The 25,002-nt window shown below is 74.6% G+C and carries 24 protein-coding genes; 8 read left to right on the top strand and 16 right to left on the bottom strand.

Going from position 1 to position 25,002, the window contains the following annotated elements; translation table 11 throughout:
• From ACRYRX_RS18945 to ACRYRX_RS18955, 3 genes are all read right to left on the bottom strand, one after another.
• The coding region (locus ACRYRX_RS18945; protein ID WP_432514392.1) for an LLM class flavin-dependent oxidoreductase at nucleotides 1–371 on the bottom strand (371 nt) is incomplete at its 3' end.
• Nucleotides 372–496: 125 nt separating this feature from the next.
• A complete protein-coding gene (locus ACRYRX_RS18950; protein ID WP_432514395.1) occupies nucleotides 497–1,612 on the bottom strand; it encodes an FAD-dependent oxidoreductase in 1,116 nt (371 codons plus the stop codon).
• A gap of 102 nt (nucleotides 1,613–1,714) precedes the next feature.
• On the bottom strand, nucleotides 1,715–3,082 hold the full coding sequence (locus ACRYRX_RS18955; RefSeq protein WP_432514397.1) for a flavin monoamine oxidase family protein: 1,368 nt from the start codon (nucleotides 3,080–3,082) through the stop codon (nucleotides 1,715–1,717).
• A 544-nt stretch (nucleotides 3,083–3,626) separates the two neighbouring features.
• On the opposite strand from ACRYRX_RS18955, the gene ACRYRX_RS18960 reads away from it, so the two are divergent.
• Entirely contained in the window at nucleotides 3,627–3,872 is a 246-nt protein-coding gene (locus tag ACRYRX_RS18960) for a 6TM ABC transporter family protein (protein ID WP_432514398.1), read from the top strand.
• A gap of 308 nt (nucleotides 3,873–4,180) precedes the next feature.
• Here the strand turns inward: ACRYRX_RS18960 and ACRYRX_RS18965 are convergent, their stop codons facing one another.
• The gene (locus ACRYRX_RS18965) at nucleotides 4,181–5,773 is read right to left on the bottom strand and encodes a methyl-accepting chemotaxis protein (protein ID WP_432514399.1); all 1,593 of its coding nucleotides are present in this window, start codon (nucleotides 5,771–5,773) and stop codon (nucleotides 4,181–4,183) included.
• Nucleotides 5,774–6,046: 273 nt separating this feature from the next.
• On the opposite strand from ACRYRX_RS18965, the gene ACRYRX_RS18970 reads away from it, so the two are divergent.
• Together ACRYRX_RS18970 and ACRYRX_RS18975 are read left to right on the top strand one after the other, a co-directional pair.
• Nucleotides 6,047–6,490 (top strand): hypothetical protein, encoded by a 444-nt coding sequence (locus tag ACRYRX_RS18970; RefSeq protein WP_432514402.1) that lies wholly within the window; start codon nucleotides 6,047–6,049, stop codon nucleotides 6,488–6,490.
• Nucleotides 6,487–6,768 (top strand): hypothetical protein, encoded by a 282-nt coding sequence (locus ACRYRX_RS18975; RefSeq protein ID WP_432514404.1) that lies wholly within the window; start codon nucleotides 6,487–6,489, stop codon nucleotides 6,766–6,768. Before ACRYRX_RS18970 ends, ACRYRX_RS18975 begins: the two co-directional genes overlap by 4 nt.
• Nucleotides 6,769–6,801: 33 nt before the next feature.
• Here the strand turns inward: ACRYRX_RS18975 and ACRYRX_RS18980 are convergent, their stop codons facing one another.
• Entirely contained in the window at nucleotides 6,802–7,611 is an 810-nt protein-coding gene (locus ACRYRX_RS18980) for an MBL fold metallo-hydrolase (RefSeq protein ID WP_432514407.1), read from the bottom strand.
• 117 nt (nucleotides 7,612–7,728) lie between these two features.
• On the opposite strand from ACRYRX_RS18980, the gene ACRYRX_RS18985 reads away from it, so the two are divergent.
• The 3 genes from ACRYRX_RS18985 (at nucleotide 7,729) to ACRYRX_RS18995 (ending at nucleotide 10,027) form a co-directional block, all read left to right on the top strand.
• Complete coding sequence (locus ACRYRX_RS18985) at nucleotides 7,729–9,369, top strand: fatty acid desaturase family protein (protein ID WP_432514410.1); 1,641 nt, start codon at nucleotides 7,729–7,731, stop codon at nucleotides 9,367–9,369.
• A 243-nt stretch (nucleotides 9,370–9,612) separates the two neighbouring features.
• Entirely contained in the window at nucleotides 9,613–9,774 is a 162-nt protein-coding gene (locus ACRYRX_RS18990) for a hypothetical protein (RefSeq protein ID WP_432514412.1), read from the top strand.
• Entirely contained in the window at nucleotides 9,767–10,027 is a 261-nt protein-coding gene (locus ACRYRX_RS18995) for a hypothetical protein (RefSeq protein ID WP_432514414.1), read from the top strand. The genes ACRYRX_RS18990 and ACRYRX_RS18995 overlap by 8 nt, the downstream gene beginning before the upstream one ends.
• On the opposite strand, the gene ACRYRX_RS19000 is transcribed toward ACRYRX_RS18995, so the two are convergent.
• The 3 genes from ACRYRX_RS19000 to ACRYRX_RS19010 are packed head-to-tail and all read right to left on the bottom strand — an operon-like array spanning nucleotide 10,018 to nucleotide 12,817.
• A complete protein-coding gene (locus tag ACRYRX_RS19000) occupies nucleotides 10,018–11,154 on the bottom strand; it encodes a mandelate racemase/muconate lactonizing enzyme family protein (RefSeq protein WP_432514416.1) in 1,137 nt (378 codons plus the stop codon). The two genes, ACRYRX_RS18995 and ACRYRX_RS19000, sit on opposite strands and share 10 nt — an antisense overlap.
• On the bottom strand, nucleotides 11,151–12,137 hold the full coding sequence (locus ACRYRX_RS19005) for a dihydrodipicolinate synthase family protein (RefSeq protein WP_432514417.1): 987 nt from the start codon (nucleotides 12,135–12,137) through the stop codon (nucleotides 11,151–11,153). Before ACRYRX_RS19005 ends, ACRYRX_RS19000 begins: the two co-directional genes overlap by 4 nt.
• Nucleotides 12,134–12,817, bottom strand: coding sequence for a GntR family transcriptional regulator (locus tag ACRYRX_RS19010; RefSeq protein WP_432514419.1), 684 nt, complete (start codon nucleotides 12,815–12,817; stop codon nucleotides 12,134–12,136). Before ACRYRX_RS19010 ends, ACRYRX_RS19005 begins: the two co-directional genes overlap by 4 nt.
• 257 nt (nucleotides 12,818–13,074) lie before the next feature.
• On the opposite strand from ACRYRX_RS19010, the gene ACRYRX_RS19015 reads away from it, so the two are divergent.
• Nucleotides 13,075–14,397: an ABC transporter substrate-binding protein gene (locus ACRYRX_RS19015; RefSeq protein WP_432514421.1), complete on the top strand. Its 1,323-nt coding sequence runs from the start codon at nucleotides 13,075–13,077 to the stop codon at nucleotides 14,395–14,397.
• A 62-nt stretch (nucleotides 14,398–14,459) separates the two neighbouring features.
• Here ACRYRX_RS19015 and ACRYRX_RS19020 read toward each other — a convergent pair whose 3' ends face one another.
• From ACRYRX_RS19020 to ACRYRX_RS19030, 3 genes are read right to left on the bottom strand one after another with little or no spacing between them, the layout of a single operon-like run.
• Entirely contained in the window at nucleotides 14,460–15,608 is a 1,149-nt protein-coding gene (locus ACRYRX_RS19020) for a Gfo/Idh/MocA family protein (protein ID WP_432514422.1), read from the bottom strand.
• Nucleotides 15,605–16,405, bottom strand: coding sequence for a DUF6807 family protein (locus ACRYRX_RS19025; protein WP_432514424.1), 801 nt, complete (start codon nucleotides 16,403–16,405; stop codon nucleotides 15,605–15,607). The genes ACRYRX_RS19020 and ACRYRX_RS19025 overlap by 4 nt, the downstream gene beginning before the upstream one ends.
• Entirely contained in the window at nucleotides 16,402–17,967 is a 1,566-nt protein-coding gene (locus ACRYRX_RS19030) for a glycoside hydrolase family 43 protein (protein ID WP_432514426.1), read from the bottom strand. The genes ACRYRX_RS19025 and ACRYRX_RS19030 overlap by 4 nt, the downstream gene beginning before the upstream one ends.
• A 40-nt stretch (nucleotides 17,968–18,007) precedes the next feature.
• Between ACRYRX_RS19030 and ACRYRX_RS19035 the strand changes: the two genes are divergently transcribed.
• Nucleotides 18,008–19,606, top strand: a complete 1,599-nt coding sequence (locus tag ACRYRX_RS19035) for a pectinesterase family protein (protein ID WP_432514428.1) — start codon at nucleotides 18,008–18,010, stop codon at nucleotides 19,604–19,606.
• On the opposite strand, the gene ACRYRX_RS19040 is transcribed toward ACRYRX_RS19035, so the two are convergent.
• The 5 genes from ACRYRX_RS19040 to ACRYRX_RS19060 are packed head-to-tail and all read right to left on the bottom strand — an operon-like array spanning nucleotide 19,502 to nucleotide 24,995.
• Complete coding sequence (locus ACRYRX_RS19040) at nucleotides 19,502–20,407, bottom strand: sialate O-acetylesterase (protein WP_432514431.1); 906 nt, start codon at nucleotides 20,405–20,407, stop codon at nucleotides 19,502–19,504. The two genes, ACRYRX_RS19035 and ACRYRX_RS19040, sit on opposite strands and share 105 nt — an antisense overlap.
• Nucleotides 20,404–21,780, bottom strand: a complete 1,377-nt coding sequence (locus ACRYRX_RS19045) for a Gfo/Idh/MocA family protein (RefSeq protein ID WP_432514432.1) — start codon at nucleotides 21,778–21,780, stop codon at nucleotides 20,404–20,406. The genes ACRYRX_RS19040 and ACRYRX_RS19045 overlap by 4 nt, the downstream gene beginning before the upstream one ends.
• An 11-nt stretch (nucleotides 21,781–21,791) precedes the next feature.
• Entirely contained in the window at nucleotides 21,792–22,727 is a 936-nt protein-coding gene (locus ACRYRX_RS19050; RefSeq protein ID WP_432514433.1) for a carbohydrate ABC transporter permease, read from the bottom strand.
• Complete coding sequence (locus tag ACRYRX_RS19055) at nucleotides 22,720–23,664, bottom strand: carbohydrate ABC transporter permease (RefSeq protein ID WP_432514435.1); 945 nt, start codon at nucleotides 23,662–23,664, stop codon at nucleotides 22,720–22,722. The genes ACRYRX_RS19050 and ACRYRX_RS19055 overlap by 8 nt, the downstream gene beginning before the upstream one ends.
• Before the next feature lie 11 nt (nucleotides 23,665–23,675).
• A complete protein-coding gene (locus ACRYRX_RS19060; RefSeq protein WP_432514437.1) occupies nucleotides 23,676–24,995 on the bottom strand; it encodes an ABC transporter substrate-binding protein in 1,320 nt (439 codons plus the stop codon).
• Between the last annotated feature and the right edge of the window lie 7 nt (nucleotides 24,996–25,002).

Below are 25,002 nucleotides of genomic sequence, written 5' to 3' on the forward strand. Positions count from 1 at the left end.
CCGGTACCGAACAACTGCGCATCACTGGGGTACGCCCCCGGCGCCACCCCCGCGATGTACCGGCCCCCCGTCAAGTGGTCCAACCACAACATCCGGTGCGCCAACGCCACCGGGTGGTGGTACGGCAACAGGTGCGCCCCCGCCCCCAGCTTGATGTTCCGCGTCACCTGCGACGCCGCGGCGATCATCACGTCCGGCGCCGGACTGGGCTCCATCCCCAACGTGTAGTGCTCGGCGAAGAACGCCTCGTCCAGACCGTACTGATCGGCCCAGCGCGTCACCCGCAGATCACGCGCGATCACGTCCGCGGCCGACTCCCGGCCGGCGGCGTACTGCGACGCGTAGGGGATGTTGAGGATGCCGAACTTCACGGTTGCTCCTTCGCGTCGTGCCGACGGCCGGGCGGGGGACGGGGCCCCTCGGCCTTAGTGAGAGCACACTATCAGTTGGTGCCGCGCTCCCACAGAGGTCGAGGGGCCGGTCCCGCCCCGTCCCGTCAGCGCCGGCCGAGCCGCACCAGCTCCCGGGCGGCGCGCGCCAGCTCCGACACGCCGTGCAGGCGCTCGGCGGCCCGGCCGCCGCTGCCCGCCTCCATGAAACCGGCGGTCGTGCGCTGCCAGAGCCGGACCCGGGGCGCCATCTCGGCCGTGTAGGCGCGCGCGGCCGCGTCGACGTCCCCGCCGTGCCGGCCCAGCGCGGCGGCCAGGCGCTCGGCGCCCAGCAGGCTCGCGGTGGTGCCCACGCCCGAGATCGGGTCGACGCAGTAGGCGGAATCACCGAGCAGGACCACGCGCCCGGCGTGCCAGCGCGGCATCCGCACCTGCGCGAAGCGCGTCAGCCGCACGGCAGCGGGGTCGGCGGCGGCCAGCGCGGCGGACACCCTCGCCCCGCCACCGCCGACCTCCACCTCGCGGCGGGCGCGCGCGATCATCTCGGGCACCGTGGACAGGCGCCCGCCGGTGGGCGTGAAGGCCAGGTACAGCGCCCGGTCACCCTCGGGGTAGGGGAAGAAGTACGCCCCCGACCCCTTGCCGAAGTGGATCTCGGACCGGTCGCGCCCCAGCACGTCGATCGGCACGTCGACCCACACGTTGGTCCAGCCGTTCTCGTGCACGAACTCCTCGTCGGGGCCCAGCACCAGCCGGCGCACGGTCGAGCGCAGGCCGTCCGCCCCCACCAGCAGGTCGTACCGCTGGGCGTCCCCGTCGCGGAAGTGGGCCACGACGTGGTCGAGGCGCTGCTCGACACCGACCAGTTCACGGCCCAGGTGCAGGGGCGCCTCGGCGGCGGCGCGCTCGGAGATCGCCCTGATGAAGTCCCCGCGCCGCACCAGGCTGTACCCCCGGGGGTCCACGGTGGTCACCGTCCGGTGCCCCCGGGGGCCGCGGTGGACCATCGCGATGTCGGGGGCGGGGATGGACAGCTTCTCCATCACGTCCCCCAGCCCCAGGTCCGACATGCACCGCTCGGCCCGCTGGTCCAGCTGCAGCATGTAACCGCCCCGGTAGGGCTCGGTGATGGAGTCCACGACGGTCACGGCGTGCCCGGCCCGGGACAGGTGCAACGCGGCGGCGGACCCGGCGAGCCCGGCCCCCACGATGAGGATGTTCACGATCGGCTCTCCTGCGGTCGTCGGTCGGGGTCGTCCAGCGGTGGAGGGGGGCCGGGCGCACCGCGCCCGGCCCCCGGTCGGGGAGCGGGATCCGCCGCCGGCTCAGCCGGCGGAGGTCACCGCGGCCGCCAGCCGGGCGGCGACCTCGCGCGCCGCGCGCTGGCCGGACAGGATCGCGCCGTTCAGCGTCCCGCTCGAGGTGTCGGCCGTCTCGCTGCCGGCCCAGTGCACGAGCCCGACCGGCTCCCGCAGGTACCGCCCGAAGGAGGTCCACGCCTTCGGCGCGACCGCGGGGTTCGGGCCACCGGCGGCGAAGGAGTCGTTGCCCCACGAGAAGTCGGTGTAGTCGATCAGGCGCCGGGCGCGCTCGCCGTACAGGTGGACGAGCTGCTCGACGACGCGACGGCGCCGCTCGGGCTCCTCGTAGCCGTCGAACCGGCGCCCGTCGCAGAAGACCATGAGGATCCCCGGGCCCTCGGGCGACGGGCTCACGTCGTAGGTGAGGAAGACCGTCCCGTCGTCGGAGACCGCCTCGCCCGACAGGCCCTCCCCGCGCCAGAAGGGGCGGTCGTAGGCGGCGAACGCCTTGCTCAGCGACCCCATCCGCCAGCTGCGGGACAGGCCGTAGTGCTGGTCGGGCAGCGCCGGGGAGAACTCGATCTGCGCGCGGTGCGCGGGCGCGGCGGCCACGACGACGTAGCGGGCCTCGATCGTCTCGCCGGCCGTCCGGACCGTGACGCGGTCCCCGACGGTGGTGATGCGCTCGACCGGGGAGTCGAGCAGGATCGGCGCCCCCACGGCCTCGGCGTAGCGGGTGACCAGCCCGTGGACCGTGCCGAGCACGCGGTCCTGCTGGTCACCGCCCTCGACGCTGAGCATGACCTCGAGGCCCCCGAGGGTCCGGATGTACCGCAGGGCGTTGAACAGGGAGACGTCGCCGACCGGTGCCCCGAAGTGGACGAGGCTGATCATGTTCACGAACTTCCGGGTGCCCTTGAACACCAGCTTGGACGTCAGCCACTCCCCCAGCGACACCGAGTCCAGCTTCTCGGCGTCGGGGTGCTCCCACGGGGTGGAGACGGACAGGCCGTCGGCCAGCTTCTGCAGGGTGTTGAGGATCCGCGTCACGTCGAGCACCACCCACGGGGCCATGGCCGTGGCGCTCTCGACCCGGCGGCGCCCGTCGAAGGACAACAGGCCCTTGCCCGTGTGGAACTGGGGCACCAGCTGGACACCGAGCCGGCTGGCCAGGTCGCGCACCTCGGTGTGGTGCGGGCCGACCCAGGTGGCGCCGGCGTCGACGGGGACCCCGGCGACCTCGGTCGTGCGGACGCGGCCGCCGACGCGGTCGCGGCCCTCGACGACGACGACGTCGTGACCGGCCTGGACGAGCTGGTCGGCCGCCGTCAGGCCGGCGAGACCGGCCCCGACGACGACGACGTCGACGGATCGGGTGGTGGCACTGGTCATGGTGGGGCTCCGTTCGTCTGTGGTCTTCCAGCTGACCGCCACCGGCGACTCGGTCGCGGGAGCAGGCAGTGCGGGAGCGCGGGCTCCCTGCTCACCGATCGCCGGGGCGAGCGGTGGTCGACGACCAGAGTACAGACCAATCGGTTTGTTGGAAAGTGCGGATGGTCAGTTGCGGTGGACCCGCTCCTCACGGGCCCTGCCGGTGACCACCACGCCCCGGCGAGCGACCCCCTCGGCCGACGAGGGGACCCCGCACGGGAACGGACCTGATGCCCTGCCCTTCCGACCGCCCGGTGAGCGACGTCCTGCCGACGCCCCGGCTCGACGGTCGACACCGGCGCCCCGCCAGTCCTCCCCCACCGACGGGTCCCCTCGCCCCGCCCGCGTGGGCCGCCCCGCGCGCAGGACCCCCTCCGGCCTGCGCGCCCCGCTGGGGTTCACGGCCTGCACGGCAGGACGCTCACACCGGGGCTGCTGCCGGGACTGGACGCCACCAGCGCCTCGCGGGCGCTGCCCCGGGTGACCAAGGTGCCTGCCGGACCCCGTGGGCAGCGGGCGATCGCTCGCGCCGTCGGTGGCGCTGCTGCCCGCCCTGCTCGTCGGGGACTCGGGCCTGGGGTTCGTGCAGTGGATCCTGCTCGGCGGGCCGGCCGAACACGTCGTCCCGGGGGCCCGCACCTCGCTGGTGCGCCGCTCCTTCGCCGCGCAGGTCCCCGCCCTCCAGCGTCACAGCACCGGGGGGGCACGCTCGTGGTCACGGCGGTGCGCGACCCGGTGCTGCTGCTCCTGACCGCGGCCCGCTGGCCGTGGTCGCAGTCCTCGTCGGGGTCCCGCCGCCGCGGGTGGGCGCCTGTGCCCCGCAGGTCTCCAGCCTGGTCGCCGCCGTCGCCGACCCCTCCCCGCCCGTCCCCCGCGCGGTGACCAGCGGAACGACCCGCCGGGCCCGCGCCCGCGGCACCCGCGGCGAACCGCTGGCCGGCAGGACCGACCCGCGGAGCGGACCGGTGCGAGCCGCCCCGCGGACGATCGGGACCCGGCGGGACCCGGAGCCGCTCCCCCCGGCAGCCGGCCGGCCACCGGGGGGAGCGACCTGCGACCTCAGAGGCGGAAGGCGCCCACCGCGGCCTGCAGCTCCCGCGCCACGCCCGACACCTCGTCGGCGGCGGCCTGCGTCGCCCCGGCGTCGGCGGTGGTCCGGGACGCGGCCGAGGCGATCCCGGAGATGTTGTTCGTGATCTCCTGCGACCCGTTGGAGACCTCGGTGACGTTGCGGACCATCTCGCTCGTCGTCGCGGACTGCTCCTCGACGGCGGCGGCGATGGTGGCCTGCAGGCCGTCGATGCGGGAGATGACCTCGGTGATCTCGCTGATCGCGGCCGCCGCCGACGCGGCGTCGGCCTGGGTCGCGTTGACGCGGCCCACGATCTCCTCGGTGGCGCGGGCGGTCTGCTGCGCCAGTTCCTTCACCTCACCGGCCACGACGGCGAAACCCTTGCCCATCTCCCCGGCCCGGGCCGCCTCGATGGTCGCGTTCAGCGCCAGCAGGTTCGTCTGCTCGGCGATGGAGGTGATGAGCTTGACGACGTCGCCGATCTCGCGCGAGGAGACCGACAGCCGCTCGATGGTGTTGCGGGCGTCCTCGGCGGAGGCGACCGCGGCGGAGGCGACCTGCGAGGCGTCGGCGGTGGAGGAGGCGATCTCGCGGATGGCGGAGGTCATCTCCTCGCCGGCGGCGGCGACGGTCGAGACGTTGGTGGCGATGTCACCGGAGGCCAGCAGCACGACGTCGGCCTGGGCCGAGGACTCCGTCGCACCGGCGGACAGGCGGCCGGCGACCGCGCCGAGGCTGCCGGAGGCGCTCTGCAGGCTCGTGACGTTCTGGCCGATCGTGCGGATCGCCCCGGACACCTGGTCCAGCGCGGTGTTCAGCGCGGCGGCCGTCTGACCGACCTCGTCGCGGCTGTCGACCTGGACGCGCTCGTCGAGGCGACCGGCGGCCAGTGCCTCGGCGACGCGGCGGGTGCGGCCCAGCGGGCCCGCGATCGAGCGGGAGATCAGCACCGACAGCGAGACGGCCAGGGCGATCGCCAGGGCGGCGACGGCGACGAGGACCAGGCGGGCGCGCTCGTAGGCGGCCTTGCCGGCGGCGGCGGCCTCGGTGGCCTGGGCGGTGGCGGTGTCCTGGACCACGCCGAGGGTGTCGCCGGTGGTGCCGTGGCCGATGCCGCCCTCGGTCACGGGGATCGACTCGTCGTTGCGGGTGGCCATGAACTTCACCTGGTCACCGGACATCGCGATGCCGACCAGCACCGAGGTGCCGGCCTCGTACTCCTCCAGCGCGGCGGTGACGGCCTCGAGCTGGTCGGCGGGCACCTGCGGCTCGGTGGCCACGTAGTCGTCCCAGTTGTCCAGCAGGCCCTGCAGGTCCTCCTCGAAGGTGGCCTTGGCCTCGTCCGAGGGCACCAGCGCCAGGGCGAAGAGGTCCTTGGTGGCGCGCTGGGAGGACGTGGCGACCTTGCCCAGCGCCTGCTGCCCGGCGACGCTCTCCTCGCTCATGACCTGCAGGCGTTCCTGGGCCTGCGACAGCTGGGCCAGGCCCACGACGGCCACGGTGAGCAGCAGCAGGCAGACGACCCCGAAACTGCTGATGATCTTGGTGCTGACCCTCAGGTCGAGCAGGAACCGCGGCACGTCGTCTCCAGGTGGCTTCGATGCGCAGGACGCACGAGGGGGGTGCACGCGAACGAGTGCACCTGGGACACATCGGCCGCGCGGAGCCGGAGTTGAGGAGCTCGACCCCGGTCACCGCTGCCCGCCCCTCGCCGCTGCCTCCCCACCCCGCCGGAACCCGGTCGGAGCACGGGCCACCGACGGGCACCGGTGGGATTGCGGAGCTGACGCGCGAGGGCCATGGTGGGAACCGGTCGAGCCGAGGCCGTCGATCGCGCGCAGAGCGGAGCGGCCGTGCCCGAGCACCCCACCACCGGTCCGGACCCCCTCACCCACGCCCTCGTGCAGCACCTGCACGACGAGCTCACCCAGTACCCCGAGGGGGACGTCGCCCTGCCCGAGCGGGACGGCGAGTTCGCCTCGTGGCTCACGGGGCGGCTCGCACCGGGCCGCCTGCACGTCGGGGTGTGCACCCGGGAAGCGCTGGCCGGGCCCCTCGCGCACGCCGTCGAGGCCGTCGAGGAGGCGGCGGGGGTCCTGGTCGTGTGCGACGTGACCGACGACCCCGCCCGCGGCGACGTGGACCTGCCCGGCCACGTCGACCTCATCGAGGTGCGCCGGCGCTCGCAGATCGCCGGGGCGGTCGTGGAGGCCCTGGCCGGGGACGTCCCCCTCGTCGTCGACGTCCGCCTGACCCGCAGCGAGGGCGCCGCCCTGCTCACCGGGGGGGACCGGTGAAGACCGCCGCGGCCCGGACGTGGGTGCCCGACGACGGCGGGTCGCGGCTGCCGGCCGGTGAGGCGCACGCGTGGCAGCCGGGGCAGAACTCCACCGCGTGCGGGGTGCCGCTGCGACGGGCCGGTCTCGCCCGGTTCCCGCACGTGGAGTTCAGCGACCTCGACCCCCTCACCGGGGGCAGCGGTGACCGCGTGGCGTGGATCTGCCCGCGCTGCCAGGCCGCGGCGGGCGGCCCCACCCGGGGACGGCGGTGGGTGCGGAACGACCCGCGCCCCTGAGCCCGCGCACCCGGGCGGGCCGGACCCGGCCCGTCAGAACTGCGCCGTCTCCCCGCGCTCGACGACGCGCACCAGGGAGCTCAGGCCGCGCCGCTCCACCTCGGCCCGGAAGTCGGCCAGCGGGGAGCGGAACACCCCGTAGTCGTCGTGGTGGACCGGGACCGCCTGCACCGGGTCCACCAGTTCCAGGACGTCGGTGCCGGCCACGGCGTCCAGGGTCACCAGCAGCCCTCCCGCCAGCCCTCCGGGCACCCTCGTCCCGCCCAGGTGCAGCACGGCGACGTCGATGTCGGGGTACCGCAGCGGGATGGCCCGCAGCTCCGGCACGTCCATCGTGTCGCCGGAGACCCAGACCCGGCGCTCGACGGCGCCGCCGACCGGCCCGAACTCCAGCACGCTGCCCATGACCGGCGGCAGCAGCGCCTGCACCGGCCCGCGCGCGTGCCGGGCCGGGGTCGCGGTGACGCGGACCTGGTCCGGGCCGGCGGTGAGCGTGGTGGACTCCCAGGTGGCCAGCCCCTGCACCGCCTGGAACCCGTGGCGGCCGGTCAGCCGCCGGCGGGCGTGCGGAGTCGTCAGGATCGGCACCGCCCGGTCCAGGCCGCGCCGGGCCACCCGGTCGAAGTGGTCGCCGTGCAGGTGCGAGAGCACGACGCCGCTGAGCGGGGGCAGGTCGGCCACGGACAGGGCGGGTTCGGTCAGCCGGCGCGACACCATGCCCTTGCCGAGGTAGGCGAACTGCCCCCGGTGCAGGAAGTTCGGGTCGGTGAGCAGCGTCAGCGCCCCCCAGCGCAGCAGGACCGTGGCGGTCCCGATGAAGGTCAGCGACAGGCGACGGTCCATGCCGTTCCCCTACCCGGTGCGCGGCCCGGGACACCCCGGGCGTCCCGCCGGGCGCGCTGCCGGTCGCGGAAGTGCCGGATCCACGAGGTGCCGGCGAACGAGACGCTGCGTTCGACGGTGTCCCACCTCACCGTCCGCGACCCGGCGCACGAGAACGGCTGCGCGAAGGCCCCGGAGACGCCCGGCGTGGACTGCGGGGAGCGGCTGCCCGTCCCCCAGACCGACGCCGGGCGCTCCCCCGAGGCCGAGCGGCTGGTCGACCCCGGCCGGCGGTCCGAGCAGTGCACCTTCGACCTCACCGGCGCCTCGGAGGCGGCGGGGACCCACCGCGGGGCGTCGCCGTCGGAGGACGGCACCGACCTGGACGGCACCGACGTGGACGGCACCGAGCAGGGCCCCGAGGGCGCGCCGCTGACCACCGCGCAGGAGCGGTACGAGGAGTCCACCCCGGGCCTGGACCCGGAGACGGCCGAGCCGGTCCTGACGTACGGGCCGCCGAACGGCAGCCGAGTCCCGCACCGCCCCCGCGATCGGCCCGGCCGCGGGTGCGGTCGTCCCGGTTGCGGTCACCCCGGAACGGTGTTGCCCTCGGGGTGGGATCGTCGTTCAACCGGAGCGGCCGGTCTCACCGAGCACGAGCGGTGGACGACGATGAGCAGCTCCCAGGACGTCGGCCCCCGAACCCCCGCCCAGCCCCCGGCAGCGCCCCCGGCGCGGGCGGCCCGCCAGTTCACCAGCTCGTACACGGCCCTGGCCCAGCGCGTGCGCGAGGCGGGGCTGCTGGACCGGCGGCGCGGCTACTACTGGCGGCGCATCGCCGCGGCCGTGCTGACGCTGGTCGCCCTCGCCGCGCTGGTCCAGGTCGTCGGGGACTCGTGGTGGCAGCTGCTGCTCGCGCCCCTGGTCGCGCTGACGCTGAGCCAGGTGGCCTTCCTGGGCCACGACGCCGCGCACCAGCAGATCTTCACCTCCCCCCGGTGGAACGCCGTCGCGTCACGCGGCCTGGCGAGCCTGCTGGCCGGGCTCAGCCACGGCTGGTGGACGGGCAAGCACAACGTCCACCACGCGGCCCCGAACCAGATCGGCCGCGACACCGACATCGACTCCAAGCTCCTGGCGTTCCACCCCGGGGCGGTGGAGGGCAAGGGGCGGGCGCACCGCTGGTTCCTGACCCACCAGGGGTACTGGCTCCTGCCGCTGCTGCTGCTCGAGGGCTTCAACCTGCACTACGACAGCGCCTCGGCGGTGCTGCGCCGCGGCGCGCTCAAGCGCCGCCGCCTGGAGGTGCTGCTGCTGGCCGCCCGCTGGACGGCGTACGCCACGGTGCTGCTGCTGGCGATGTCGCCGGGCAAGGCGGCGGCCTTCGTGGGTGTCGAGCTGGCGTTGTTCGGGGTCCTGCTGGGTGGGGCGTTCGTCCCGAACCACACGGGCATGCCGGTCCTGGCGCGCGGGGTGAAGCAGGACTTCCTGCGCCGGCAGGTGTCGTCCTCGCGCAACGTCGGTGGTGGGTGGCCGGTGGACTTCTTCATGGGCGGGCTGAACCGGCAGGTCGAGCACCACCTGTTCCCGAGCATGCCGCGCCCGAACCTGCCGCTGGTGCAGCCGCTGGTCCGCCGGCACTGCGCCGACCTGGGGTTGCCGTACACGGAGACGACCTTCGCCGGTGCCTACGCCGCGGTCATCACGCACCTGAACGGCGTGGGGCTGGCGGGGCGGCGGGAACGGTCCTGCCCGCTGGCGCAGCAGTTCCGGGCCTGATCCTCAGCATTCCCTGATCGGCCGCAGCGGTCCCGATCGCGACCACGCGGGGACGCAGAGCGATGACCGCTGACCGTGCGTCGAGCGGAAGCGGCTGAACGAGGGACAACGGACGCCCGGAAGTGCGGGTCCGTCCCGGGCGGGGCACGGTGGGGCCACAGCAAGCGCAGGCGCCGCCCCCACGGCCGCACCGACCCCGGTCGGTGCCCCTGCGAGTTCGCCGACAGGACGTGGAGCCCCCCGTTGATCACCGTCGTCTGCTGCGTCCTCCTGGTCACCGCAGCCGTCCTCGCCGCGATCCACCTCGAAGCGCGCTGGCTCGTCCCCGGCCCGGCGGGTGAGGTCGAGGAGGCTGTCGCGCCGGTCCCGGCGCCCGCTCCCGGCGCCGCCGCCCGCTGTGGCTGACCCGGCGTCCGCGCCGGACGGCGAGCGGCAGTCGCGCGAGCCGTCCGTGGCCCGGGCCGTGCGGCGGGCCGCGCTCCTGGCCGAACGGGCGATGGCCCGGCAACGGCGGTCCCGGCGCGGGGTGACGGTGCGGCGGTTGCCCGTGGAGCGGCTGCCGCTGCTGCGCCACGGCGGGGCACCCGCCTCGACCGCCTCGACCGCGTCGACCGCGTCGTCGCGATCGGTGCAGGAGACCCCCGGGAGTCAGCAGTAGGCCAGCGAACCGTCCGGCCGCACCGGCAGGCTGCGGTCCCACCGGACGTAGTCGTCCTCGACGAGGGCGTCCTCGTCGACGGTCACCCCCCAGCCGGGCCGGTCGGGGCGCAGCGGCAGGTGGCCGTCGACGGGCAGGTACGGGTCGGGGCACCACGTGGTGGCGTCGAACTTGAACTCCAGGGCGAGGAAGTTCGAGCAGGCCGCGGCGAAGTGCACGTTGTGGGCGGTCGCCAGCGGCCCCATCGGGTTGTGCGGGGCCACCAGGACGTTGTGCAGCTCGGCGACGGTGGCGATGCGCCGCATCTGGGACAGCCCCCCGACCACGGCGATGTCGGGTTGCACGACGTCGGCTCCCCCGGCCGACAGCAGGTGCAGGAACTCGTGGGCGCTGTACAGGCTCTCCCCCGTGGCCAGCGGAAGGTGCAGCTGCTCGCGCAACCGCCCCCAGCTGGCCCAGTGCTCGGGGCGGATGGGTTCCTCGAAGAACATCGGGTCGTGCGGGGCGAGCGCGTTGCCCAGCTGGACGGCCCGGTACGGCTCGAAGATCCTCGCGTGCGCGTCGACGGCGAACTCCCACTCCGCCGGGCAGGTCGCGCGGACCGCGCCGAACCACTCCGCGGCCTCCTGCACGACCAGCCCCCACCGCCGTCCGTGCAGGGGCCCCCGGTAGGGGCTGAGCTTGAACGCGGTGAGGCCGTGCTCGCGGTGCAGCGCCCCGGCGGTGCGCAGGACCTCGTCGGGGTCGGGGGCGTCGTAGAGGCCGCAGTAGACGGGGACCCGGTCGCGGACCGCGCCGCCGAGCAGGGCGTAGACGGGGACGCCGAGCGCGGTGGCGGTGATGTCCCACAGGGCGTGGTCGACGGCCGCGATGGCCGCGGACCCCAGCGCCCCCTGGGGGAAGCGCGCGGTGCGCAGGAGGCGCTGGGTGACGTGCTCGACGCGGCGGGGGTCCTCCCCGCGGACCTGTTCGAGGAAGTACTCCAGCAGCGGCGGCAGGGCCAGGTCCGGCCCGTGGTTGTACGCCTCCCCCCAGCCGGAGACGCCCTCGTCGGTGTCCACCCGCACCAGGACCCGCGGCCGGTCCCCGACCCGCTGCACGAAGGTCCGCAGGTCGCTGATCCTCACGAGGCCACCGCCTCGACGTCCCCCGTGACGTCCCCGGTGGTTCCTCCGGCGGCGGGCCGCCGCGGGGCCAGGTCGTCGACCGCGCCCCAGCGGGCGAGGATCGCCGAGACCGCCGCACGTTCCCGCGGGGGCAGCGCCGTGCTGGGGGCGCGGACGGTGCGCTCGCACCAGCCGAGCTGGTGCAGCGCTTCCTTCACGACGCTGACGTTGTTCGCGGAACGGTCGGCCGCGCGCAGTTCCTCGAACTCCGCGATCGCGTCGAGGAGCCCGCCGGCTCGCTCGTAGTCCTTCGCGCGCAACGCGTCGCGCAGCCGCAGCGACAGCCGGGGGTTCACGTTGACCAGGCCGGAGGTGAACCCGTCGGCGCCGTGGGCGGCGTAGGACGGGGCGTGCGGTTCGGCCAGTCCCGCGATCCACGCGAAGCGCCGCGCACCGGCGAGGGTGCGGACCCGGCCGAACGCGGCGGCGTCGGGCAGGGCGTACTTCACGCCGATGACGTTGGGGCACAGCTCACCGAGTTCCCGCAGCGTCCCGCCGTCCACCCAGTCCTGGCGCACGTAGGGGACGACCCCGAGGCGCGGGACCGCGTCGGCGACCGCGCGGTGGTAGTCCAGCCACCCGGCGCGGGAGACGTGCGGGTGGGCGGGCTGGTGGACCATGACCATGGGGATGCCGAGCTCGCCGGCGTGCACGGCCTCGGCGACCGCGGTCTGCACGTCGTGACCGACCCCGGCCAGCAGGTGGGCGTCCGCGCCGACGGTGCGGGCGGCGACCTCGAGCAGGGCGCGGCGTTCGGGCCCGGTCAGGGCGTGGAACTCCCCGGTGTTGCCGTTGGGGGTGATGACCCGGACCCCGGCGTCGACGAGCCGGCGCAGCAGGTCGGCGTACTCCCGGTGGGAGGGGACCCCGTCGCGGAACGGGGTGACGGGGATGGCGACGACGTCGCGCAGCGCCTCGGACAGCCCCGCGAGAGCGCCGTTCACCGCTCGTCCCCGAACCCGCGCAGCGCCTGGTGCTGGAAGGCGGCGATGTGCTGCAGGACGAGGCGCCCGGCCTCCTCGGCGTCACCGGCCTCGGCGGCGCGCAGGATGAGGGCGTGCTCGTCGGCCTCGGCCTCCCAGGAGGGCCGCTGGGTCCAGGCGTTGACCGAGATGAGCGCCGTCTGGTCGCGCAGGTGGTCGAGCACCCCGATGAGCACGTCGTTGTCGCAGGCCACGTACAGGGCCCGGTGGAAGTCCCGGTTGGCCAGGCTGCGGCCGGCCTCGTCGGTGGCCGCGGCGGCGGCGGCCAGCGCCGCACGGGCGGTGCCGGCGTGCGGTCCCAGGCCGCGGGTGACGGCCTGCTGCACGGCGGCCGGTTCCAGCAGGCAGCGGGTCTCGAAGACGTCGCGGGTCAGGCGTTCGTCCACGACCCGCACGACGGCACCGGCGTAGTCGGTCATCGTGACGAGCCCGGCGCCGCTGAGCGTCTTGAGCGCTTCGCGCACCGGGGTCTTGGAGACCCCGAGGGAACGGGCCAGCTCGACCTCCACGAGCGGGCGGCCGGCGGGCAGCTCCCCCGACAGGATCGCGTGGCGCAGGGCTTCGAGCACGAGGCCGGTGCGGGAGGGCGCGGTGAGGGTGCGCAGGGCGCCGGTGGGGGGTTCGGCGACGTCGGGAGTCACCACCGCAGGCTAACACCGCATCTCATATACGAGACGCCGTACAGTGGACGCAGCGTCGGGTAAGCGGTTACTGTCGGGGCTCCGGGGCCGGCCGACGTGGGCCACCGTCCCGGCGCGAACGCTCCCCGAGCGGCCGGGACCACCTGTCCCGCACCCGAGACGACCCGCGCAGCGCGCGGCCACCACTCCCCCGGAAGGGCAGGACGTCGATGACGACACCCGCTGAACGACCCTCTCCGCGCACCGACCACTCCCAGGTGACCGGACCCCGCGTCCTGGCGTCGCGCCCGCTGGGACGCCGCGCCTTCGCGCTGGGGTCCGCCGCCCTCGGTGGCGCGGCCCTCGCCGGGTGCAGCCGGTTCACCAGCGGCGGCGGCAGCAGCAGTTCCGACGGCTCGGTGGAACTGTCCTTCGCGTGGTGGGGGGACGCGGCCCGCGCCGAGGCCACCGAGGCGGCCGTGCGCCGGTTCGAGGAGGAGAACCCCGGCATCACCGTCCGCACCGAGTACCAGGACTCCGGCCCCTACCAGGACAAGCTCGCCACCCGCATCGCGGCCGGGGACGCCCCCGACCTGTTCGCCGTCCCGAACCGCAGCCTGCGCGAGTACGCCTCCCGCGGCGCGCTCATGGACCTGTCGAAGGCGGAGGTGGACACGACGACCGTCGAGGACACCGTCCTGGCCCTGGGCACCGTGGACGACACGCTGTACGGCGTCGCCGCGGGCCTGAACACCCTCGGGGTGGTGTTCCGCCGGAAGCACCTCCTGGACGCCGGGCTGGAACTGCCGGACGGCCTGTCCTGGAGCTGGGACGACTACGAGGAGCTGTGCCGGCGCATCACCGAGAGCACCGGCGGGACCGTCTACGGTTCGGGGTACTCCACGGTCGCCGAGACGACGAACATCACCTGGACCCGTCAGCAGGGCGAGGACTTCTACACCGAGGACGCGCGTTTCGGCGCCTCCCGGGAGAGCATCGCCGCCTGGTACGCGATGAACGAGCGGTTCCGCGACAGCGGTGCGCTGCCGCCCCCGGGGTACTCCGACGTGCAGGGCAACAGCGCCGAGCAGCAGCTCATCTCCCAGGACAAGGTCGCTTCGCAGTTCTTCGCCACGAACAACTTCAAGGCGTACAACGCCGCGAGCGAGGGCGACCTGCTGATCCTGCGGATGCCCGGGGAGACGACGTCGGAACGGCGCGGGCACTCGATCGACTGCTCGATGCTGTGGTCGCTGTCGTCGCAGACCGAGCACCCCGCCGAGGCGGCGGCCCTGCTCGACTACCTCGTCAACGACCCCGCGGCCTACACCGAGATGATGACGACGCGGGGGGTCCCGCCGAACCGCGAGGTCACCGAGGTCATCAAGGCCGACCTGCACCCCGACGACCTCGCGGCGACCGAGTACCTGCTGGCCCTGCAGGAGGAGGACCTGCCGACCATGTTCGTGTACCCGCGGGGGGCCTCGGCCATGGCCGACGAGATCGCCACCGTCGCGGTCGAGATCGAGTTCGGCCGCATGACGCCCGAGCAGGCCGCCGACGCGCTGCTGCGGGTCGGGGAGACCGAGCTCAGCGCCTGAGGGACCCGGCGAACCCGGCGAACCCGGCGAGGTCTAGGGGACCCTCGATCTCGCCGGGTTCGTCACCGGGCCCAGTCCACCCCGAGCTCGGTGAAGGTCCGGTGCGAGTCCAGCGCCGCGGCCACGGCCTCCTCGACCCCGGGCAGTTCCAGGCGCCGGTCGCCGGGCAGGTCGACGGCGCGCACCCGGGCCGGGTCGACCGGCCGCGGTGCGGGGCCGCCGACGATGGCGTCCAGGACCCGGGTGAAGGCCCCCGAACCGGCCAGCGGGGACAGCAGCGGCCCGCCGTCGGTCCGGTGCCGGAGCAGGTCGTCGAGCAGGTCGGTGCGCTCGTGCCGGCTGACCAGCGGCGGCCACCCGGGAACCTCCTCCACGACGACGTCGAGGGCGTAGTACAGGGTGATGCGGCCGCCGGTCCCCTGCGCGACGACGAACGGTTCCCCGCGCTCGGACGCCGCGAGGGTCCCGGCAAGGACCAGACCGGGTGAGTCCCGCAGCCCGACCCGGACGGCCGTCGTGTCGTCGGTCTCGATGTCGTTGACGCGGAACGGGTCCACCACCACCGAGACGACGTCGTCGACGCCGCGGCGGCCGGCGACCGCCAGCGCCGTCGCGACGGCGTGGGCCAGCGGGTTCGTCAGGACGCCGTCGGCGACGACCCGGTCCCCCAGCCGGCGGCGGCCCGCCCAGTCGGCGCGGGTGAAGTAGGACCGCGCCCGCTGCCAGCACCCGCCGGCCGCGTACCCGGTGACGCGGCCGATGCGGCCGGCGTCGATCCGGGCGCGGACGTGGGCGGGAGCCTGCGACCCCAGGCTCTGGAAACCCACCTGCACCTGCCGGCCGCACTCGTCGGCGACCCGCTGGAGGGTCGTGAACTCGGCCAGGCCGGTGGTCGCGGGTTTCTCCAGCAGCACGTCGCACCCGGCGCGCAGCGCCGCGGCGGCCAGGTCGGCGTGGGTGTGCAGGGGCGTGGCGAGGGCGACCACGTCGGGGCGGTGGTGGGCCAGGAGGTCGGCGAGGTCGTGGTGGGCCGCGACGTCGCCGGGCATCCCGGGCGGCGCGTCCCCGGCGGCGAGCCGGGGATCGGCGGCGGCGACCCAGCGCAGTTCCCCGGCCCGGTGGCGGGCGGCGAGGCGCTCGACGTAGGTGCGGCCGAACCCGTGCACACCGGCGAGCGCCACGGTCGGGACCGTGGTGGGGACCGCGCTCACGGGGTGTCCTGCCCGAGCAGGCGGGCGGCGGTGCGCCGGTGCTGGTCGTGGTCGCGGTGGCCGTCGGCGACGAGGACGTCGAGGTGGACGTCGAGGGGTTCGCCGGGGTGCAGTTCCCGGCGTCGGTCGACGGCCCAGGCGGGGCCGAAGCCCACCCACCCCTCGGTGCGGACGAACCAGGGCAGGGGTTCGCCGCGCTGGACGGCGAGCAGGGACACCCCGTCGGCGCTGAGCCCCAGCCAGGGCGAGGTGGAGCCGTGCGCGGTGGTGGTCCCCTCCCCCTCGGCGACGTGGACCTGCGCGGTGGCGAACGGGGTGCGCCACAGCCAGCCGCCGTAGAACGCCCCGTCGCGGCCGTTGGTGGCGGGGCTGCCGACGCTCAGGGGTGTCCGCGCGTGGAGCGTGGAGCGCCAGCGGAGCAGCCAGCCCTCGGGGTCGGGGGTGGCGGTGGTGCGGCGCTGCTCGCGGATCCGGGGTTCCCCGTGCCGGTCGGTCCAGTCGACGGTCCCGGGGGGTGCGCTGAGGCGCTGCACCCCGTGGTTGTCCAGTTCCAGGGAGCCCTGGCCGCGGACGTGGGTGCGCCCGCCCCAGTAGCTGGTGCCGTCGACGTCGGGGACGGCGATCCCGACGCCGTGGTGGTGCAGGTGGTCCTCGGGGCGGACGTCGCTGACGAGGCGGCCGGCGAGGGTGCGGACGGGGTGCAGGTGGGGGCGCGGGGAGAGTCGGCGTTCCATGCCGGTGCCGTCGTCGAGGACGGCGACGGTGCGGCCCTCGACCTCCAGGGTCCCGGCGATCACGGCTGGTCCCCGGAGACGTCCTCGGTGACGTCCTCGGTGATCGCGAGCCGGGCGCCGGTGAACTCCGCGGCGCCGTCACCGGGTTCGCCGGCAGGGGTGGCGGCGAACACGGCGAGCTCGGCACCGACCCAGTGCCCGGCGGCGGCGGGTTCGGCGGGGCCGGTCACCGGTCCGGTCCCGGCCGGGTGCACGGAGAGGACGACGTCCTGCCGGGCGTCGATCTCGGCCCGCACGCGGACCGGCCCGTCGCCGACGGGGGCGCGCTGCAGGACCTCCTCGTCGTACTGGTCGCGGCGGCGGCGGGCGACGACGGCCTCGAGGTTCCCGGAGTCGTCGACGCGCAGCCCGGCCCACTGGTAGTCGCGGCCGAGGACCACCACGCCGGCCCGCGTCCCGGGCCGCACCCCGGCGCGGCCGGGGTCGAGGCGGACGGTGGTCTCGAACGTCGCGGCGATCCCGGGCAGCGGGACGCCCAGGACGTGCGGGAGGGAGCGCAGGTTGCCGTGGTCGTCGGCCACGGCCCGCAGGCGCAGCCGGTCGGGGCGGCCCTCGGACCAGTCCTGCTGCGGGTTCGCCTGCCAGCGCCACAGCGGCCCGAAACCGGGGCCGCTGCCGGGCACGCGGGAGGCGGGGCGGGGCCGGGGTCCGGGGGCGGGGTGCTCGGCGACCGGGGTGCCGCAGGTCTGGCCGGGGTCGGCGGCACCGATGACGGGCCAGTCGTCCTCGGTCCAGCGCAGCGGTTCGAGGTGGACGATGCGCCCGGCGGCGCCGGCGTCCTGGAAGTGCAGGAACCACTCGCGCCCGTCGGGGCCGTCCACCCAGGCGCCCTGGTGCGGGCCGTTGACGTCGGTGTCGCCCTGGTGCAGGACGGTCCGTTCCTCCCAGGGACCGGCGAGGTCGGTGGCGCGGAACACCGACTGCCAGCCGGTGGGGACCCCGCCGGCCGGGGCGAAGATCCAGTAGTACTTCCCGCGGCGGTACAGCTTGGGGCCCTCGAGGGTCCCGAAACCGGGGATCAGGTCGGCGTCGACGACCGTGCGCCCGGGGCCGAGCGGGTGGGTGAGCCCGGGGTCGACGGGGACGAGCGTGAGGCGGTTCTTCGTCCCGCTGCGGCTGGCGGCCCAGCCGTGGATCAGCCAGGCGGTCCCGTCCTCGTCCCAGAAGGGGCAGGGGTCGATGAGGCCGAGGCCGGGCAGCAGCAGGCGGGGTTCGCTCCAGGGCCCGGCGGGGTCGGAGGCGCTGACCACGAAGACGCCGAAGTCGGGGTCGGGGTAGGTGATGTGGAACAGCCCGTCGTGGTGGCGGATCGCCGACGCCCACACCCCGCGGCCGTGCCGGGGCAGGCGGAACGCCGTGGTCGGGTGGTTCTCCTGGAGGGCGTGCCCGAGGAGTTCCCAGTCGACGAGGTTCCGCGAGTGCAGGACGGGCAGGCCGGGGACCCGGTTGAAGCTCGAGGCGATCAGGTAGTAGTCGTCGCCGACCTTGACCACGTCGGGGTCGGGCCAGTCGGCGGCCAGCACGGGGTTGCGGTAGGCGGGTTCGCTGTCACCGGTGACGGGCATGTCCCCACCGTAGCGGAAAGCGGTTACTAGGATGAGTTCCATGACACGGAAACTCGACGTCGGCACGGGTGCCGGCCTCGTCCCGACCATCGGCGAAGCCCTGGAGGACCCCGGGGTCCGCGAGATCGTGGTCCACCCGGGCACCTACGTCGAGCACCTCGTCGTGCACCCGCGCCCGGCCCCGCTGGAGATCCGGTCCAGCACCGGGGACCCGGCCGACGTGGTCGTGACGTTCGGCCTGCGGCAGGGCGACCGCGACCGCACCGGACTGCCCTGGGTCCAGGGGTGCGCGACGGTGACCGTCGCGGCCGACGACGTGCTGCTGCGGGGCCTGACCGTGGAGAACTCCTACGACCGCACGCTCCACCCGGACCTGCCCGACAGCCAGGCGATCGCGTTGCGCACCACCGGGAACCGCATCCGGGTGCAGGACTGCCGGCTGCTGGGGATGCAGGACACCGTGCTGCTCGACGCCCCCGGCTGGTCCGACGTGCGGCGGGTCCACCTGCGCGACTGCCTCGTGGTGGGTGACGTCGACTTCGTCTACGGCCGGGCGACCGCCGTGATCGAGGGCGGGGAGGTCCGCAGCTGCGGGCCGGGGTGGGTGGCCGCCCCCAGCACGGCGCGGGAGAACCCCCGGGGTTTCCTGTTCCGCGGGGTCCGGTTCACCGGTCCGGGCCTGCCGGCGGGAAGCGTGCGCCTCGGGCGCCCGTGGCACCCGGGCGGCAAACCCGACGCGGTCGGTTCGGCCTACCTCGTCGACTGCGAGCTCGGGGAGCACGTCGCCGCCGACGCCTGGGACGACATGGGTGGTTTCTCCTGGCGCGAGGCCCGGTTCGGCGAACGGGGCAGCACCGGCCCGGGGGCGCCGCGGGGTGCGGCGGCCGACCGGCCCGCGGTCCCCGCCGACGTGGACGTCGACGGTTTCCTCACCGGCTGGGACGGCCCGCCCGCCCCCGGCGGGAAGATCCTCGTCGCGTCCGACTCCACCGCCGGCGAGTACGGACCCGACCGCGCCCCGCGGACCGGGTGGGGGCAGGTCCTGGCGGGGTTCACCGACCGCGAGGTCGTGAACCTCGCGGTGTCGGGGGCCAGCACCCGCAGTTTCCTGGACTCCGGGGCGTACGACGACCTGCTGGCCCGGGTCGCGCCCGGTGACCTCGTGCTCATCGCCTTCGGCCACAACGACGCGAAACCCGGCGAGCGGTTCGCCGACGTCTTCCGGGACTACCCCGCGAACCTGCGGCGCATGGTGGTGGGGGCCCGGGCCCGGGGGGCGACGCCGGTGCTGCTGAGCCCGGTGGAGCGCCGCCGGTTCGACGAGGACGGCCGGGCGGGAGCCACCCACGGCGGCTACCCGGCGGCGGTCCGGGAACTCGCGGTGGCCGACGGGGTCGCGTTCGTCGACCTCACCGCGGCCACCCGGCGGACCTGGCAGGAACAGGGACCGCACGGCAGCGCCGCGTCCTTCCTGCACCTGGCCCCGGGCGAGTGGCCCGCGTTCCCCGACGGGGAACGCGACGACACCCACCTGTCAGTCGACGGCGCCCGCACGGTGGCGGCCCTGGTCGCGCGGGGGCTGACCGACCGCGGCCTGCTGACCCGCCCCGTCCCCGCCGCCCGGGGCGCGCAGGGCTGAGCGGGAGGCGGCGAGGTGGTTCGCCCCGAGGATCCGCTGCCCCGCCGCCGTCAGGTGCGTGGTCACGTCGTTGACGTGACCGGGCGGCGGGGCCGGGGCGAACCCCGTGCGCGGCACCCGCGCCGGGGTCGCCTCCAGCGCCGCCTGCACCCCGGCGTGACCGGGGTACGCCGCGAGCCGCTCGGCGGGCAGGCCGCCGACGGTGAAGGGCGCCGCGGCGGCGGTCGGCACCTGCGCGCGGAACGCCGCGATGAGCTCGTCGAGGTCGGCGGCGTACTCCGCCTCGCCGCGCTCCTGCCCCCCGTCGGTCTCGCCCTGCTGCCACAGGACGGCCGCGACGCGGCTGCCGGGCCCCGCGGCGCGCAGCGCGGCCCGGACGTGGGCGACGGCGAGGTCGAGCAGGTTCGGGACGCCCGGCGGGTGCAGGCCCACCGCCCACACCCCCGGGAAGCTCCCGTGGGTGCGGAACCCCGTCCCGCCCACGGCCGCCGGGACGACCAGCACGTCCCGGTGCGCGGGCAGCGTGGGCAGCAGCAGGCTCGCGAAGGGCCCGCCGGGGCCCATCCCGCCGGGCGGGTGACCCCGCAGCGGGGCCAGCGGTTCCCGGGCGGGCACGACGCGGCCCGCGTCCGGGCCGCTGGCCCCGAAGGTGCGGATGCGGGCGTCGCGGCGGTCGAGGCCGTCGGGCTCGACGTCGGTGTTGGTGCCGCTGGCGTTGGACTGCCCCAGGACGACGACGAGGTCGCTGCCGCCCTCCCCCGCGTCCTCCTCGGCGCCGAGGCCCGGGGCGGTCCCCCTCACGCCGTGCGTTCCAGCTCCCCGGCGTGCAGCGGCAGCCCGTAGGAGCGCAGGTCGACGGCCCGGCCCGAGGCCAGCGAGTCGTTCGCGGCCACGCCGACCAGGACGCTGCGGACGCCGTCGAGGTAGCCCGCGGGACGGTGCAGCGGGTCGTCCCCCGCACCGCGCAGCACGTCGTCGAGCAGGACGGCGTCCCCGCCGCCGTGGGCGCCGGCCCCGGTCGGGATCGGCACCTCGACGGCCCTGCCCCACAGGGGTTGCAGGAGGATGCGCGAACCCCAGGGCCGCAGGTCCGGCCCGCCGCCCCCGTCGGTCTCGGCGGCGGCGCTGGGGTCGACGACCGGCGCCTCCTTGCCCGGCACCGCCCCGGCGGCGACGGCCGCGGCCTCGACGTGGCTGCGTTCGACGACCTCCAGCTCCAGGCGGCCCCCGGTGCCGTTGAACACGACCCGGTACCCCTCCCACGGGGAGTGCGCGGTGAGGGTGTAGGCCATCGAGGCCCCGCGGTCGTACCCGACGAGGACGCTGAGGTTGTCCTCGATGGTGATGCCGTCGGAGAACACGTCCCGGTCGCGGCGGTACCCGTCGAGGTGCTCACCGGCCAGGAACAGCGCCTCCAGCTTGGGGTCCGACCGCAGGTCCAGGGCGAACGGGTCGTCGCGGCCCAGCCCGTCGCGGCTCAGTTCCGGGCGCGGGCCCAGCCCCCGGCGGGCGGCGTTCTGCGCGCCGTAGAAGCGCAGGCCCCCGCGGGCGTAGACGTCGACGGGGACGTCGGCCAGCCACCAGTTGACGAGGTCGAAGTGGTGGGTCGACTTGTGGACGAGCAGGCCGCCGGAGTTCTCCTTGCGCCGGTGCCAGCGGCGGAAGTAGTCGGCGCCGTGCACGGTGTCCAGGCACCACTCGAAGTGCACCGACGTCACCTCGCCGACCGCCCCCTCCTGGAGCAGCCGGCGGACGGTGGAGTTGCGCGGGGAGTAGCGGTAGTTGAACGTCACCGTCAGGCGCGCCGTGGACCGCTCGGCCGCCTCGACGATCGCGCGCAGCCCGTCGGCGTCGATGGTCAGCGGCTTCTCGCAGACCACGTCCACCCCGGCGTCCAGCGCGGCCACGACGTACGCGGCGTGGGTGAAGTCCGGGCTGGTCACGACGACGGCGTCCGGTCGCTCGTCGCGCAGCAGGTCGGCGAACCCCTCCGGGGCCCGGTGCCGGACCGGGGCGCCGCCGTGCCGGGCGACCAGCCCGTCGTAGTGCGCCATCCGCACCGCGTTGGTGTCGACGAAGGCGACGACGTGGCCGACGTCGGCGTGCGTCGTCAGCAGGGCTTCCAGGTACATCTGGGACCGGCCCCCGGTCCCCACCACCACGTAGCGCTTCACCGTTGCACTCCTCACTTCATGCCTGTCGTCGCGATGCCGTTGAGCAGGTAGCGCTGCCCGATGAAGAAGAACCCGATCACCGGGAGCAGGGACACCACCGACATGGCGAACATCGGCCCCCAGTCGCTGGAGCCCTCCGCCGCCATGAACTGCCGCAGGGCCAGCGGCACGGTGAACAGCTCCGAGTCGGTGAGGTACAGCAGGGGCCCGAAGAAGTCGTTCCAGCTCGCGATGAACGTGAAGATCGCCACGGTCGCCATCGCGGGGACGGTCAGCGGCAGGATCACGCTGAGGAACGTGCGGTAGGGGCCGCAGCCGTCGATCTTCGCGGCGTCCTGCAGCTCCATCGGCAGCGCCCGCATGAACTGCACGAGCAGGAAGACGTAGAACGCGTTGGTCGCCAGGAACGCCGGCACCGTGAGCGGCAGGTAGGTGTTCACCCAGCCCAGCTTGGAGAAGATGACGTACTGCGGGATGAGGACGACGTGGGCCGGCAGCAGCATCGTGCCCAGCATCGCCGCGAACATGATCTTCCGGCCGCGGAACCGCAGCCGGGAGAAGGCGTACGCGGCCATCGAGCAGGACGCCAGGTTCCCGACGATGTTCAGCACGGCCAGGATCAGGGAGTTCACCAGGAACAGCTCGAAGGGGTGCTCCAGGGCCGACCAGCCCGCGGCGTAGTTGCCCAGCACCGGTTCGGCGGGGACGAGCGAGGTGTCGGCGAAGACGCGGGTGCTGTCCTTGAAGGAGGCCGAGAGCATCCACAGCAGCGGGTACATCATGACCAGGCCGACACCGACGAGGACGACGTGCCGCAGGAACCGCGTGCGGGCGGTGCCGGTGATCTCCTCCTGGTAGCCGCCGCCGCGCAGCCGGCCGGTGACCTGACGCAGCCGGTTCACCGCCGGGGCCTCGACCGGGCGTTCGGTGATCGTGGAATCAGTCATCGTAGAAGACCCACCGCTTCGAGACGAGGAAGTTGAGCGCCGTGAACGCGGCGATGACGACGAACAGGACCCAGGCCAGGGCCGAGGCGTAGCCCATGTCGAAGCGCTGGAAGCCCTGCTGGTAGAGGTACAGGTTGTAGAACAGGGTCGACTCCGCCGGGCCGCCGGTACCGCCGGAGAAGACGAAGCCCTGGGTGAAGGTCTGCAGCGAGCCGATGAGGCCGAGCACCAGGTTGAAGAACACGACCGGGCTCAGCAGCGGCAGGGTGATGGACCGGAACTGCCGCCACCAGCCGGCGCCGTCCACCGAGGCCGCCTCGTAGTACATGACCGGGATCTGCCGCAGCCCGGCCAGGAAGATGACCATCGAGGCCCCGAAGGTCCAGATGCTCAGGGTCACCAGGGTGGTCAGGGCCCAGTCGGGGTCGGTGACCCAGCCGGGTCCGGTGATGCCGAGGAAGGCGAGGAACTTGTTGACGACGCCGTCGTAGCCGAAGATCGAGCGCCACAGCATGACGATGGCGACGCTGGACCCGATGAGGGACGGCAGGTAGAACACCGAGCGGTAGAACCGCAGGCCCCGCACGCCCTTGTTCAGCAGGATCGCGACGGCCAGCGCGGCGACCAGCGAGACGGGCACGGAGGCGAAGGTGTAGGCGGTGGTGACCCAGCTCGCCTGCGCCACCTTGGGGTCGCCCACGAGGCGCTGGAAGTTCTCCAGGCCGATCCACTGCGGGGACTGGAGCAGGTTGTAGTCGGTGAACGCGAGGTAGAGCGACACCGCGAACGGCACGACGGTGAACAGCATGCCCAGGAACCAGGGGGCGAGGAAGACGTACGCCGCCCGTTCCTCGCTGGCGGCGGCGCTGCTGCGCCGGCGCCGCGGCGGGGTCGCCGGCGGACGCCGGTCCACCGACGTCGCGTGGGTGGTGGTCATGGTCGCTCCTCTCACCCCGCCGAACGGGCGAGGGTCTCCTGGGCGGACGTCACGAACGCCTCCGCGGCCGCCTGCGGGGTGAGGCGCCCGAACTCGACCTCGGTGCCGACGGACACGAGGTTGTCGGCGATCTCCCCGGCCCCGGCCGGTTCCAGGTGGTAGGGCGGGAGGTCCTCCTCCTGCAGGGCGAGCAGGAAGTCGACGAACGTCTTGCCGTCGGGTTCGAGGGTCTCGCTGACCGTCGCCCCCACCTCGGGGTTGATCGGGACGCCGAGGAGGGTGGACCGGTCGGCGAAGGAGTCGGGGTCGTTGGTGAGGAAGTCGATGAGCGTGGCGGCCTCGGCGGGGTGCTTCGACCCGGCGGCCAGGCCCCACAGCAGGGTGGGGGTGACCTGGTACCCGGGGGTGGGGACCTCGCCGGGGAACCGGACCAGCGCGAGGTTGCCGTCGAGCGCGACGTTGTAGTCGTGGAACACGTTGGCGGGGATGGACTGCGAGGCGACGAACCCCTTGCCGAGGGCGGACTGGGCCGTGTCGCTTCCGGTGTCGTCGGTGAGGCTGCCCGCCGGGGCGTAGCCGCCGGCGTTGCGCAGGTCGACGGTCATCTGGAAGTAGTCGGCGAGGGTGGCCGCGGTGAGGCCGAGCTGCCCGTCCTCGGTGTAGAGGGACTCCCCGCGCTGGTTGGCCCACTGGGCGACGGTCGGGGTGTAGGGGATGTTGAAGCCGGTCCCGTAGGTCTTCCCCCCGGTCGCCCGGGTGATCTCGACGTTGAACGCCGCGAACTCCTCCCAGGTCCAGGTCGCGTCGTCGGGCAGGGTCAGCCCGGCGTCGGCGAGGACCTTGGTGTTGTAGACCAGGCCGTTGGTGGTCGAGCCGGTGGGGACGGCGTAGGTGGTGCCGCCGAGCCGGCTGGACTCCAGGAGCTTGGCGTCCATCGCGTCGAAGTCCAGGACGTCGGTGTGCTCGTCGAGGTTCGCCAGCGCCCCGCGGGAGGCGTACTCCCCCAGCCAGCGGCCGACGAGGAACATGACGTCGGGCGGGCTGCCGGCGGCGAACTTCGTGTTGAGCTTGTCCTGGTAGCTGGCGACGTCCATCCACTCCAGGGTGACGGTGACCCCGGGGTTCTTCTCGTGGAACGTCGCGAACACCTTCTCGTACTGCGCGGCCTGGGTGGCGTCCGCCCAGGCCATGAGGGTGAGCTGGACGCCGGAACCGTCACCGGAGCCGGAGGAGGAGTTCCCGCCGAAGCGGGCGCAACCCCCGAGGCCGATCGCGCTGGCTCCGAGGACGGCACCGGTCAGGGCGGTGCGGCGGGAGACGGGTGTCGTCATCGACGTT

This window comes from Kineococcus lubricus, assembly GCF_050871965.1.
GTDB lineage: Bacteria > Actinomycetota > Actinomycetes > Actinomycetales > Kineococcaceae > Kineococcus.